The organism is Pseudomonas sp. TE31087 (assembly GCF_057284075.1).
In genome coordinates this window covers 5,053,179-5,065,498 of the sequence record NZ_JBXVNN010000001.1, presented here as the reverse complement: position 1 = coordinate 5,065,498, position 12,320 = coordinate 5,053,179, and the positions used below count along the sequence as shown (strand labels likewise).

Below are 12,320 nucleotides of genomic sequence, written 5' to 3'. Positions count from 1 at the left end.
CCAACCATCTCATGGACCTCGTGGGAGCGGGCTTGCCCCGCGATGCGCTGCATGGCACCGGCTTTGCCGGTGATCGCGGGGCCAGCCCGCTCCCACGCTGGTGATGCTGCAACGAGGTGGTGCCAGTTCAACGGGGTGTTTTTCCCAGCACCACCTACAGGCGCAGCTCCCCCGGGGTCGCGCCGAACAGCTGGCGGAATGCGGCGATATAGGCCGAGGTCGAGTCATACCCGCAGCCCAGCGCGGCCTGGGTGACGCTCTCCCCGGCCTCCAGCAGCGCCAGCGACGACAGCAGGCGCATGCGCTGGCGCCAGTTGCGAAAGCTCAGGCCTGTCTCGCGCTGGAACAGGCGCATCAGGGTCTTTTCCGACACCCCGAGTTGCACCGCCCACTGCTGCAGGGTCTGGGGCTGGTCGGGGGCGGCGATCAAGCCGTTGCACAACGCCAGCAGGCCCGGGTGGCGCGGCAGCGGCAGCGAGAATCCCACCTGCGGCAGGGTGCGCAACTGGTCCAGCAACACAGCCACCAGCCGCGCCTCGGCACTGTCGCCTTCCGGGTAGTTCACCGCGAAGGTGCAGAACTGCTTGATCAGCTCCCGCGCCAGCGGCGTGACCTCCAGTACCCGGCATTCGCCCGGCGCCCAGGGGCAGGCGTCGCGGCGCACGTACAGGCTGCGCATCTCGGCCTGCATCGAGGTCAGCACTTCATGTTCGGTGCCGGCGGGGATCCACACGCCCCACTGTGGCGGGGCGAAGTAGCTGCCATCGCTGGTGTAGACGCCAAGCACGCCGCTGATGGCGTAGGAAAACTGCACCCAGTCGTGCTGGTGACGAGTAGTCCAGGACCCGGCGCCCAGGCTCTCGGCACGGGCGTAGAGCGGTCTGGGCAGGTGGTCCAGGGCGGGGATGGGACGTGGTCCGGTGATCGACATGTTGAGGCCTGGTGTCTCGGGTCGGACAAGGGTACCAGCCAACTGATGGAACAACACAAGACGCAAGGATTTAATCGGAACGGCGTGGGAGCGGGCTTGCCCCGCGATCCGTATCGCGGGGCAAGCCCGCTCCCACGCTGGTGATGCTTGCCGGTGCGAAAGCGAAGCCAGCTTATCTCCGAGACAGGGCACTAGCGCTCGACGATCGCCGTCACTCCCTGCCCGCCCGCCGCGCAGATCGAGATCAGCCCACGTCCCTTGCCACGCTCGCCCAGCAGCTTGGCCATGTTCGCCAGTATCCGCCCTCCCGTCGCCGCGAATGGATGCCCCGCAGCCAGCGAGCTGCCCTTCACGTTCAGCCTGGCGCGATCGATCGACCCCAGCGGCCCTTCGAGCCCCAGGCGCGTGCGGCAGTAGTCGGTATCCTCCCAGGCCTTGAGGGTGCACAGCACCTGGGCGGCGAAAGCTTCGTGGATCTCGTAGAAGTCGAAATCCTGCAAGGTCAGGCCATTGCGCGCCAGCAGCCGCGGCACCGCGTACACCGGCGCCATCAGCAGGCCTTCCTGGCCATGGACGAAATCGACCGCCGCCGCCTCGCCGTCCACCAGGTAGGCCTGCACCTTCAAGCCCTGCGCCTCGGCCCAGGCCTCGCTGCCGAGCAACACCAGCGAGGCGCCATCGGTCAACGGCGTGGAATTGCCCGGCGTGAGCGTGCCCAGGCCGCTGCGCTCGAACACCGGCTTGAGCTTGGCCAACTGCTCCAGGGTCAGGTCGGCGCGCAGGTTGTTGTCCCGGGTCAGGCCAAGGTAGGGCGTGAGCAGATCGTCGTGCCAGCCGTCGCGGTAGGACGCCGCCAGGTGCTTGTGGCTGAGCAGTGCCAGTTCATCCTGCTCCTCGCGGCTGATCTGCCAGGTCTGCGCCATGCGCTCGCAATGCTCGCCCATCGACAGCCCTGTGCGCGGCTCGCCATTGCGCGGCAGCTCGGGCTTGAGCAGGCCCGGGCGCAGTTTCAAAAAGGGCTTGAGACGTTCGCCGAGGCTCTTGCCGCGGTTGGCCTGCAGCAGGATCTGCCGCAGCCCTTCGCTCACGGCGATGGGCGCGTCCGAGGTGGTGTCGACGCCCCCGGCAATGCCACTGTCGATTTGCCCCAGGGCAATCTTGTTGGCCACCAGCAACGCGGCTTCCAGGCCGGTGCCGCAGGCCTGCTGGATGTCGTAGGCCGGCGTCTGCGGCGACAGCCTTGAGCCGAGCACGCACTCGCGGGTCAGGTTCATGTCACGCGAATGCTTGAGCACCGCGCCGGCCGCCACCTCGCCCAGGCGCAGGCCGTGCAGCCGGTAACGCTCCACCAGGCCTTCGAGGGCCGCCGTGAGCATCGCCTGGTTGCTGGCCTTGGCGTAGGCGCCGTTGGAGCGGGCGAAGGGAATCCGGTTGCCCCCCAGGATTGCGACCCGGCGAATTGACTGCATGCCTGTTCCTCCTGAAACAATTTGAGCCTTAAGCCTAGGTTCTTTTCACGCATCCGAACGACCCTGCCACAAACTTGGTCCACACTTGCATGCTTGCCTTCAGGGAGAACCGTACATGAGCGACCGCTATCTGGGCTTTGCCAACTCCACCCTCGGACGAAAACTGGTCGATGCCCTCGGCCTGCCCCGCCCGGTGCCGCTGGAGCGCTGGCAGGCCGGACGCCTGCGCCCCATCGAGGGCGCGCTGGTGCTGGGCGGCGGGCCGCTGGCAGGCCAGGTGGCGGCGATCGCCCCGCGTCTGACGGCCGACTGCTACGGCTTCGGCAGCCAAGCGCTCGAGGCCCCCGCCTGGGTCGCGGGTCTCGGGCCGAAGCTCAAGGCGGTGGTGTTCGATGCCAGTCACCTGTCCGACAGCGATGGCCTCAAGCAGTTGCGCGAATTTTTCCAACCCCTGCTGCGCAGCCTGGCCTCCAGCGCCCACGTGGTGATCCTCGGGCGTGCGCCAGAAGCCGTGGTCGATGCGCAGGCCAGCGTCGCCCAGCGCGCCCTCGAAGGCTTCAGCCGCTCGCTGGCCAAGGAGCTGCGTAATGGCGCCACGGCCAACCTGCTGTATGTCGCCGAAGGCGCCGAAAGCCAGCTCGAGGGCGCGCTGCGCTTCTTCCTTTCGCCCAAGAGCGCGTTTGTTTCCGGCCAGGTCCTGCGCCTGGCGCCCTGCGCCGCCCAGGTACAGGACTGGACTCGGCCGCTGGCCGGCCGTCACGCGCTGGTCACCGGCGCCGCCCGGGGTATCGGTGCGGCGATTGCCGAGACCCTGGCCCGGGACGGCGCCGAGGTGACGCTGCTCGATGTGCCCCAGGCCCAGCGCGACCTTGACGCCCTCGCCGCGCGCCTGGGTGGCCGTGCCCTGGCGCTGGACATCTGCGCCGCCGATGCCGCCGCGCAGTTGCTCGAAGCCCTGCCCCAGGGCCTGGATATCGTCGTGCACAACGCCGGCATCACCCGCGACAAGACCCTCGCCAACATGACCCCGGAATACTGGGACGCGGTGCTGGCCGTCAACCTCAAGGCGCCCCAGGTGCTGACCGAGGCGCTGTTCGAGGGCGGCAAGCTGCACGCGGATGCGCGCATCACCCTGCTCACCTCGGTCAGCGGCATCGCCGGCAACCGTGGCCAGTCCAACTATGCGGCCAGCAAGGCCGGGCTGATCGGCTTCGCCCAGGCCTGGGCGCCACGCCTGGCCGAACAGGGCGCCAGCATCAACGCCGTGGCGCCGGGCTTCATCGAGACGCACATGACCGCGGCCATGCCCATGGGCCTGCGCGAGGCCGGCCGGCGCCTGAGCTCGCTGGGCCAGGGCGGCTTGCCGCAGGACGTCGCCGAAGCCATCGCCTGGCTCAGCCAGCCAGGCTCGGGCGCGGTCAATGGCCAGGCCCTGCGGGTCTGCGGCCAGGCCTTGATGGGAGCCTGACCATGACCCGACCCTGGCACGACCTGCACAGCCCCGACTCACGGCTAAGCCTGTACCTGCGCGCCCTCGGCAAACGCAAGATCCGTGGCAGCCAGCTGCCGGAGCAGGGCCTGCGCTGCTTCCTGCGGGTCGATCCCGCCAACCTGGCGGCCTACCGCCGGCTCTGCCACTTCGCCGACGACGGCCGCCTGCCGGGTACCTACCCGCACATCATGGCCTTCAGCTTGCAACTGCAGCTGCTCACCGCCGAGGCGTTTCCCTTCCCGCTGCTGGGGCTGGTGCACCTGCACAACAGCCTGCAGGTGCTGCGCCCCCTGGGCGGCATCGACGGGCTGCGCTTCGCGGTGTATGCCGACAACCTGCAGCCCCATGAAAAGGGCGGCACCTTCGACCTGGTGACCGAGGCCGAGGACGGCCTCGGCCTGCTCTGGCGCGAGACCAGCCGCATGCTGGTGCGCGGCCTCAAGCTTGACGCGCCAGTGGCCGACCTGACCGAAACGACGCCCGCCGCGCTGCCCGAGGCGACCCGCTGGTATGCCGACGGCGATATCGGCCGGCGCTACGCCAGGGTCTGCGGCGACTACAACCCGATTCACCTGAGCAGCCTCACGGCACGCCTGTTCGGCTTCCCCAGGGCCATCGCCCACGGCATGTGGAGCAAGGCCATGGCGCTGGCGGCCTTGCAGGGGCACCTGCCCAAGACCGGGTATGCCTTCGCGGTGGACTTCCACAAGCCGGTGCGCCTGCCTTCGGAGGTGATACTGAGCGCCAGCGAGGCGGGGCCGAGCGGCGAGCTGCGCCTGGATGGCCACGGCGGGCTGCTGCATATGCTCGGCAGCTGGCGCACGCTCTGATCGGGCTTGCTTTGCAAGGCACCTCGCCGGAAGCTATGCGCCACGAGGAGACCCCGATGAACCTGCAAGAACTGACCGAACGCCTGCACCGCATCCGCGACACCAACGACTGGCGGGTGTTCCACAGCCCGAAGAACCTGGCCATGGCCGCCAGCGTCGAAATGGCTGAACTGGTAGAGATCTTCCAGTGGCTGAGCGAGGACCAGTCCCGCCAGCTGCCCGCCGACAAACTCGCCCATGCCGGCCAGGAAGTGGGCGATATCGTCCTTTACCTGTTGTTGCTGTGCAGCGAACTGGGCCTGGGCATGGACGAGGTGGTGCGGGCCAAGCTCACCGACAGCGAGAGGCGCTTCGGCAAATGAACGACCGTCACTTCGATGAACTGGCCAGCCGCTTCGCCGAGAAGATCTACGGCGGCGCCAAGGGCGCCATCCGCCTGGCGGTGCTCCAGGCCGACCTGGCCGAAGCCCTGCCCGACCGTCCACTGCGGGTGCTCGATATCGGCGCGGGGCTCGGTCACATGGCCCTGTGGCTGGCCCAGCGCGGCCACCAGGTGACCCTTGCCGAACCCGCCGCGCCGATGCTCGACGGCGCCCGCGCGCGCTTTGCCGAGGCCGGCCAGCAGGCGACCTTCATCCAGGCGCCCTGGCAGGACCTGCTCGGCCAGCTCACCGAGCCGTACGACCTGGTGCTGTGCCACGCGGTGCTCGAATGGCTGGCCGAGCCCGAGAGCATCCTGCCGGTCCTGCATCAACTGACCGCGCCGGGAGGCTGGTTGTCGCTGGCCTTCTACAACCGCGACGCGCTGGTCTACCGCAACCTGCTCAAGGGGCATTTCCGCAAGCTGCGGCACAATCGCCTGGCCGGTGAAAAGCAGAGTCTCACGCCACAGAAACCACTTGATCCGCGCGAGCTCAAGGCGCAACTTGAAGCTCTGTGGAAGGTCGAAAGCGAGAGCGGCGTACGGGTATTCCACGACTACATGCCCAAGGAGTTCCAGGACAAGGCCGAGCTGCTCGATCTGCTGGAGATGGAACTGGCGCACCGCCGCCATCCCAGCTTCGCCGGCCTGGGCCGCTACCTGCACTGGATGTGCCGCCCCCACTGACCCGCTTGCCAGGAGGATCCATGCCGTATCGTCTGCTCTGCCTGGCCTTGCTCCCCCTCGCCCTGGCCGCCTGCCAGGGCAGCAACCCCTATGTCGCCAGCGGCAAGCCGCTGCCACCAGCGCCGCACCAGGCCGCCAGGACCTTCGATGCCAGCGCCTATCCCGCGCCGGTACGCGATTACGGCCGTTATCGCAGCTGGAGCTGGCGCAACAACCAGCCACCCGCAGGCCTGGTCAACTCGACGCCGGGCCAGCTGGCCGACGCGGTGAGCGGCGCCCTCGACCAGCACGGCCTGCGCCCGGCCCACAATGCCCCCGCCGACCTGCTGGTCAGCGCCGACGTACGCCTGGAACGGCGCCTGCGCCAGGTGCGCGACTACGACTACGATCCCTACTACGGCCCCTACCCCTACGGTAGCGTCGGCTACGGTGGCTACCGCAACGGCTATGGCGGCTACGCCAGCGTGCCGATCGTGCGCACCTACGAAGTCGAAGTGATGGTGGTGCGCATCGACCTGTTCGATGCCCGCAACGGCCAGCCGGTGTGGAGCGCCAGCGCCGAAAGCGGCAGCGACAAGGACTCGCCGCGTGAACGCGAAGGCGCCCTGCGCGAGTCGGTGAGCAAGGCGATGAACGGCTATCCTCCAAGCTAACGTTCAACGGAGAACCACCATGTTGCGCCGTCTCGTTCTACTGTCCTTCGCCCTGCTGCTGGCCGCCTGTTCGAGCAACAACGTGCAGCACGACTTCGATGCCAGCCGCGATTTCGCCGCTTACCGCAGTTGGGCCTGGCTGGAGCCGGGCCTGCAATATCGCCCGGACGACCCGCGGATCAAGAGCGACCTGACCGAGCAACGCATTCGCCAGGCGGTCGCCGGCCAGCTCGACCAGCGCGGCCTGCGCCCGGTCCAGGGCAATGCCCGGGCGGATGTGAAGGTGCGCGCCTACCTGATCGTCGAGGACCGCCAGCAGCAGATCACCACCAACTACGGCGGGGCCTGGGGTGGCTACTGGGGCGGTTACTGGGGCGGACCGATGTACAACGAGACGCGCAGCGTCGACTACAAGGTGGCGACCATCCAGGTCGACCTGTTCGACGGACGTGACGGCAAACTGGTATGGCGCGGCAGCGCCGAGCAGATCATGAACAACTACCCGCCCAGCCCGCAGGAGCGCAACGCGGCGATCCAGAAGACCGTGACCCAGGTGCTGAGCAACTACCCGCCGCATTGAACCTTGTGCTGTCGCGTGGAGGACAGCGTTGCAAGCCCGCTCCCACGCGGCTCCAGCCAAATCAAAGAATTTCGGTATGTTCCATAAGGGCGTAACAGCAGGCAAGGCAACTTGCCATCACCTTGACTACACTCCTTGCACCGCCGCCGTGCTGCCGGGCCACAGGCCGGCAAAGGAGTGCCCGTGGTTCCCCGTTCCGCTGTGCGCCAACGCGGCGCGATCGGCCTGATGGCCGCGCTGACCATGGGCCTGGCCCTGGTGTTCATGCTCCTGACCGTCGACAGCGGCCGCCTCTACCTCGAACAACGCAAGCTGCAGCGCATCGCCGACATGGCCGCCCTGGAAGCCGCCGAACACGGCGGCGTCTGCAGCGGCAGCGGCCCACAGGCCTCCACCCTGGCCCGCACCGCGGCCACCCGCAACGGCCACTCGCCCTTCAATCCACTGATCGCCAGCTGCGGCTACCTGCGCACCGGCATCGACAACCTGCGTACCTTCAACGCCGATAACGCGCGCAACGAGGCGATCAAGGTCGAAGTCAGCAACGTGGTGGTCACCAGCGTCGCCGGCGGGGTGTACGCGCTGGTCCAGGGCGGCGCCATCGCCCGCACCACCACCCTGCGCGCCAGCGCGGTGGCCGGCAGCCCCGGGACGCCCCAGGCGCGGCTGAGCATCCGCACCACCCTGGCCACCGTCAACTCGACCCAGGGTTCGGTGCTCAACGCCCTGCTCAAGGCCCTGGGCGGCTCGGCGCAGCTCGATGTGCTGGGCTGGCAGGGCATCGCCAACACCCAGCTCGACCTGTTGAAGTACCTCGACCAGCTGGCCGTGGACCTGCACCTGGATATCGGCGACTACCAGCAACTGCTCAATGCCGACACCAGCGCCACCGTGCTGCTGCAGGCCGCGGTCAAGGTGCTGCAGCAAAGCGGCGCCGCCGTCGATGTGATCACCAACCTGGGCAAGCTGGCAGCGGACCTGCCGGTGGGCGGCCTGCAACTGGGCGAGCTGCTCGACCTGCAGAACGGCACGGCCCAGGCCGGCCTGGATGCCAGCATCCAGCTGCTGCAACTGGTGCAAGGGGTGATCCAGCTGGCGGCCAGCGAGCACGCGGTCAACGCCGACCTGCCGATCAATGTGCTCGGGCTGGTCAATGGCCGCGTGCAACTGCGGGTGATCGAGCCCCCGCAGATCTCGGCGGTGGGCGACCCACGCACGGACGAGCTGCGCATTCATACCGCCCAGATCCGCGCGTTGGTGTCACTCGACCTGCCCCTGCTGAGCGGCATCGCCGGGCTGCTCAACGCCGTGCTGGACCTGGCCGCGCCACTGACCAATGTGCTCAACAACCTGCTCAGCCTGAACCTGCTGGGCACCGTGCAGTCGCTGACCTGCGCCCTGGGCATTCCGTGCAAGGTCAGCGACATCAAGCTGCTGGACGGCCAGGTGCATATCGATATCGGCATCGAAGTGGCCGAAGGCAGCAGCCGCCTGCGCCCGGCCCCCCCCGACAACTACACCTGCACCCCGAAAAGCCTGACCACCCTCACCCAGCGCTCGGCGGCGAAGATCGCCATCGGCAGGTTCGATTCCCCGGCGGACTTCCTCAGCAACGGCACCACCGTGGTCAAGGCCCTGCCGGTCATCGATATCGGCACCAATGTCTGCAGCCGCCTGCTGATCCTGCCGCCGTCCTGCGGCACACGGGTGCCCTATGCCGGCGGTGGCATAGGCCTGCGGGTGGACAGCAAGCTGCTGGGCAATGGCCCGGTCGAAAAGACACTGCTGTTCAGCGGCGCCCACGCCCCGACCGAAATCGGCCAGGAACCTGCCTACCAACCCATGGACAGCGACCAGGCCCAGGTGGTGGCGAGCCTGTCCGACACCCTGGCGGGCATCCACCTGGAAGCCTACAAGCCCACCGGCAATGGCGGCCTCGGCCAGGTGCTGGTGCTCACCGCCGGACTGCTGGACGGGGTGAAGAACATCCTCGAACCGGTCATCAAGAACCTGCTCGGCCCCCTGCTCGATCCCCTGGTCAACGGCTTGCTCAAGGTGCTCGGCATCGACCTGCTCGACGCCCAGGTCGGCACCAACCTCAGTTGCGCCAGCGGCCACGCTCAACTGGTGCTGTGAAGGGGCAGCTCGACCCGCAAGCACGCGCCGTCGGCGCCGTTGTCCACGCTCAGGCGGCCTCCCATCTGGCTGACGATGCCATGGCTGACCGACAGGCCCAGCCCGGTGCCGACCCCGGCCGGCTTGGTGGTGAAGAAGGGTTCGAAGATCCGCTCGTGCAACTGCGGATCGATCCCGCCGGCGTTGTCCTCCACCAGCAGCCATAAGCATCCGCCATGCAGCGCCTGGCGTACCCGGATCCACGGCTGTGCCACCTGCTTTTCCAGCAAGGCGTCACGTGCGTTGACCATCAGGTTGATCAGCACCTGTTCCAGCTGGTCCTGGTGCCCGAGCACCTGCGCCAAGGCCTCCGGCGGTTCCAGACGCAGCGTCACGCCCTTGCCGCGCAGGCCTTCCTCGAGCAACGCCCCGGCGCCTTCCACCGCGGCCCAGGCGGCGAAGCACTCGCGCTCGACCGCCGAGCGCCGGCCATACACCCGCATATGGTCGACCAGTCGGGCGGCGCGCTCGACCTGGGCCTCGATACGGCGCAGCTTGTCCTGCAGGTAGGCCTGATCGGCGGCGCCGTTCTCCAGGCGCTTGAGGGTGTTGGCCACCGCCATGCGCATCACGTTGAGCGGCTGGTTGATCTCGTGCAGCAGGCCGGTGGCCAGCTCGCCGAGGGTCGCCATCTTCGCGCCCTGCAGCAATTGCTGCTGGCTGCGCCGCACCTCGGTGTTGTCGCGCCCCACGGCCTGGACCTCCAGCAGGTTGCCGTCGGCGTCGAACAAGCCACGGTCGGCCCAGACCCACCAGGCGTGCTCGCGGCCGGGCAGTTGCAGGCAGATCTCCGCGCTGCTCACCGGCTGCTCCGGGGTCAGCGCCCGCAGGCGCAGGAGAAAGGCCTCGCGCTGGCCGGCAGACAGCCACTGCCCAAGGTCGGCACCCTGCAACTGCTCAGGCGTGCAGCCCAGGTAATCGCCCAAGGGTCGGTTGCCGAACAATACGGTCAGGTCCGGGCGATAGCGGCAGATCATCGCCGGCGAGTCCTCCACCAGTACGCGGTAGCGCTCCTCGCTCTGGCGCATGCGCTCGGCGGCCTCGGTGGCTTCGCTGACGTCCAGCCACAGGCCGACCACCTCCAGCGGCTGGCCGAGGTCGTCACGCAACAGGCGGGCCTCGTCGAGCATCCAGTGATAACCACCAAGGTGATCGCGCAGGCGATAGCGGCAACGCACTTGGCCATCACGCAACAGGCTGCGGGTGCGCTCCAGCCACAGCGGGCGGTCGTCCGGATGCACCGCCAGGCCCGGCTGGCGCGCCTGCTCGCTGTCGGCCGCCCAACCCAGCAACGGCGCCAGACTGGCGCTGTAGAAGTCGCTGTGCAGTGCGCCTTCGGCATAGCGCTGCACGTAGATCACCGCGGGTGAGCGGGCGATGAGGTTCTCCAGGCGCGCACGGGCCGCGCCGGCCTGCTGCTCCTGGGCCTTGAGGGCGCTGATATCGAGCAGGAAGCCGCGCAACTGGTCGCCCCGGCCCTGGCCGGCCCAATGGAACCAGCGCGGCGGCGCCAGGGGATCGGGGTCCGGCAAACGCACGCTGAGGCTCAGCGCTTGCCCGTCACGGGCCTGGTCCAGGGCCAGTTGCGCCGGCTCGCGGTCCGCCGGGTGCAGGCGGGCGAGCCATTGGTCAAGGCTGATCCGGTTCGCCAGCCCGAGGGTCGCGGCCAGGGCCGGGTCCAGCTGCAGCTCGCCGTGCGCCGGCCATTCCCACCAACCTGCGCCCAGCTGGCGCTGCAGATCATCAAGGTGATGGGCCTGATGCTGCAGTTGCTGGCGGCGATGGCGCACCAGCAGTGGCTCGGTCAAGGTCCGCACCAGCGCCAGGGCCATGTCGACCGGGGGCGCCTGCCGCGCCCCGGCGCACAGCACCCAAGCCTCGGCCTCCAGGCCCTGGCGGTAGGGCACCAGGAACAGCGACGTACCACCGCACAGGGCGAGCAGTTCGGGGTCGTCATCAACATCGATCAGGGTATGGGCCGGCCAGCGGTCCAGGCGCTCACGCAGCCTGGTATCGTCAGGCCAGGGCCAGGTCTCGTCGCTGCTGGCGTAATGGCGCCAGCCACCCGGCTCGCGCAGCATCAGCCGCAGCGCGGCCGCCTGCCAGTGCTCGGCCAGGCTGTGCAGCTGTTCGCGGGTCGTCTGCAGCAGACGCTCGCTGCCGCATTCGCGCAGGGCGTGGCCGATCTCGCTGAGCAGGGGGCGCTGACGATCCCAGCGCTGTTCGCGCAACAGGTCGCCGATATCGAACAGCTGCAGCATCCAGCCCTGTTCATGGCGCTGCAGCCAGCCACGGGTGTGCAACGCATGGCCCATGACGGTGTGAAAGTCCAGGTCCAGGGGCTGGCCCTGCCAGTCGGCGGGCTGCCCTTCGAGCACCAGCCAGCTGTGGCGTTCCAGATAGTCATGCACCTGCGCGCCTGCCTGGCCGGGCAGCGCCAGCAGGCTGCGCAGCGGGCCGGCCAGGCGCAGCACCCGCGCCTGATCGTCGAGCCACAGTTGCAGGCCAATGGCCGGCGTTACCTCGGGCGTCTGGGACGGGGCAGGCGCGGCAAACCAGCGATCGAACAGGCTACCACTCACAGTTGCAGGCTCGCCTGGGCCTGCAGCCGCGCGGGCAGCTTAGGTACGTCACCCACCACCGGCAGCACCAGGGTCGGCAGCACCCGCGTCAGGCGCGAGCGCGGGTAGTCGATCACCACGGTTAGCACCTTGTCCACTCCAACCGTGACCCGGGTGTCGGTGAGCACGTTGAAGCCCAGCGCGTCGGGCATCCACGCCAACTGCTGGCCGATCACCTGGCGGGCCAGCCCCTGCACGTCCAGCTCAAAGGTCTGGCTGGTCGGGTCCACGGCCACGCAGCGGCGCACCGCCTCGCTGCTGGCCTGGTTGAACGACTGCAGCATCAGCATCGGCAGGGCGTAGCTGACCAACCCGTAGAACACCGCGAAAAACACCATGAATACCGCGACAAACTCGATGGCTGCCGCGCCTTTTTGCCGTCCCGCCGGGCTTGCTTTCATGATCGCGTCTACCCTGACTGTGAGACCTGTCTGAAAGCATAGAACCGTTCAACGAATAGG

The 12,320-nt window shown here is 68.4% G+C and carries 11 protein-coding genes; 7 read left to right on the top strand and 4 right to left on the bottom strand.

Going from position 1 to position 12,320, the window contains the following annotated elements; translation table 11 throughout:
• Positions 1–154: 154 nt before the first annotated feature.
• On the bottom strand, positions 155–931 hold the full coding sequence (locus ACZ899_RS22870; RefSeq protein WP_050703629.1) for an AraC family transcriptional regulator: 777 nt from the start codon (positions 929–931) through the stop codon (positions 155–157).
• A 191-nt stretch (positions 932–1,122) separates the two neighbouring features.
• Complete coding sequence (locus tag ACZ899_RS22865) at positions 1,123–2,400, bottom strand: acetyl-CoA C-acetyltransferase (protein ID WP_234562293.1); 1,278 nt, start codon at positions 2,398–2,400, stop codon at positions 1,123–1,125.
• 115 nt (positions 2,401–2,515) lie between these two features.
• Between ACZ899_RS22865 and ACZ899_RS22860 the strand changes: the two genes are divergently transcribed.
• From ACZ899_RS22860 to ACZ899_RS22830, 7 genes are all read left to right on the top strand, one after another.
• Entirely contained in the window at positions 2,516–3,868 is a 1,353-nt protein-coding gene (locus ACZ899_RS22860) for a 3-oxoacyl-ACP reductase (protein ID WP_234562292.1), read from the top strand.
• Positions 3,869–3,870: 2 nt separating this feature from the next.
• A complete protein-coding gene (locus ACZ899_RS22855) occupies positions 3,871–4,722 on the top strand; it encodes a MaoC family dehydratase (protein WP_234562291.1) in 852 nt (283 codons plus the stop codon).
• A gap of 56 nt (positions 4,723–4,778) precedes the next feature.
• Positions 4,779–5,084, top strand: a complete 306-nt coding sequence (locus tag ACZ899_RS22850; protein WP_234562290.1) for a MazG-like family protein — start codon at positions 4,779–4,781, stop codon at positions 5,082–5,084.
• Positions 5,081–5,830, top strand: a complete 750-nt coding sequence (locus ACZ899_RS22845; RefSeq protein ID WP_110739130.1) for a methyltransferase domain-containing protein — start codon at positions 5,081–5,083, stop codon at positions 5,828–5,830. Before ACZ899_RS22850 ends, ACZ899_RS22845 begins: the two co-directional genes overlap by 4 nt.
• A gap of 20 nt (positions 5,831–5,850) precedes the next feature.
• A complete protein-coding gene (locus ACZ899_RS22840) occupies positions 5,851–6,483 on the top strand; it encodes a DUF4136 domain-containing protein (RefSeq protein ID WP_234562289.1) in 633 nt (210 codons plus the stop codon).
• Between the two features lie 19 nt (positions 6,484–6,502).
• Positions 6,503–7,063 carry a DUF4136 domain-containing protein gene (locus ACZ899_RS22835; RefSeq protein ID WP_234562288.1) on the top strand — a complete coding sequence of 187 codons (561 nt, stop codon included), beginning with the start codon at positions 6,503–6,505 and terminating at the stop codon, positions 7,061–7,063.
• A 183-nt stretch (positions 7,064–7,246) separates the two neighbouring features.
• Positions 7,247–9,199 (top strand): pilus assembly protein TadG-related protein, encoded by a 1,953-nt coding sequence (locus ACZ899_RS22830; RefSeq protein ID WP_234562287.1) that lies wholly within the window; start codon positions 7,247–7,249, stop codon positions 9,197–9,199.
• Here the strand turns inward: ACZ899_RS22830 and ACZ899_RS22825 are convergent.
• Positions 9,184–11,820: a PAS domain-containing sensor histidine kinase gene (locus tag ACZ899_RS22825; RefSeq protein WP_234562286.1), complete on the bottom strand. Its 2,637-nt coding sequence runs from the start codon at positions 11,818–11,820 to the stop codon at positions 9,184–9,186. The two genes, ACZ899_RS22830 and ACZ899_RS22825, sit on opposite strands and share 16 nt — an antisense overlap.
• Positions 11,817–12,260, bottom strand: coding sequence for a TadE/TadG family type IV pilus assembly protein (locus tag ACZ899_RS22820; RefSeq protein ID WP_234562285.1), 444 nt, complete (start codon positions 12,258–12,260; stop codon positions 11,817–11,819). The genes ACZ899_RS22825 and ACZ899_RS22820 overlap by 4 nt, the downstream gene beginning before the upstream one ends.
• Positions 12,261–12,320 lie beyond the last annotated feature (60 nt).

Bases quoted from the DNA above. Each gene is read 5' to 3' on its own strand.
- ACZ899_RS22850 (WP_234562290.1), top strand. From the start codon at position 4,779: ATGAACCTGCAAGAACTGACCGAACGCCTGCACCGCATCCGCGACACC.
- ACZ899_RS22820 (WP_234562285.1), bottom strand. From the start codon at position 12,260: ATGAAAGCAAGCCCGGCGGGACGGCAAAAAGGCGCGGCAGCCATCGAG.
- ACZ899_RS22835 (WP_234562288.1), top strand. From the start codon at position 6,503: ATGTTGCGCCGTCTCGTTCTACTGTCCTTCGCCCTGCTGCTGGCCGCC.
- ACZ899_RS22840 (WP_234562289.1), top strand. From the start codon at position 5,851: ATGCCGTATCGTCTGCTCTGCCTGGCCTTGCTCCCCCTCGCCCTGGCC.
- ACZ899_RS22855 (WP_234562291.1), top strand. From the start codon at position 3,871: ATGACCCGACCCTGGCACGACCTGCACAGCCCCGACTCACGGCTAAGC.
- ACZ899_RS22870 (WP_050703629.1), bottom strand. From the start codon at position 931: ATGTCGATCACCGGACCACGTCCCATCCCCGCCCTGGACCACCTGCCC.
- ACZ899_RS22845 (WP_110739130.1), top strand. From the start codon at position 5,081: ATGAACGACCGTCACTTCGATGAACTGGCCAGCCGCTTCGCCGAGAAG.
- ACZ899_RS22865 (WP_234562293.1), bottom strand. From the start codon at position 2,400: ATGCAGTCAATTCGCCGGGTCGCAATCCTGGGGGGCAACCGGATTCCC.
- ACZ899_RS22860 (WP_234562292.1), top strand. From the start codon at position 2,516: ATGAGCGACCGCTATCTGGGCTTTGCCAACTCCACCCTCGGACGAAAA.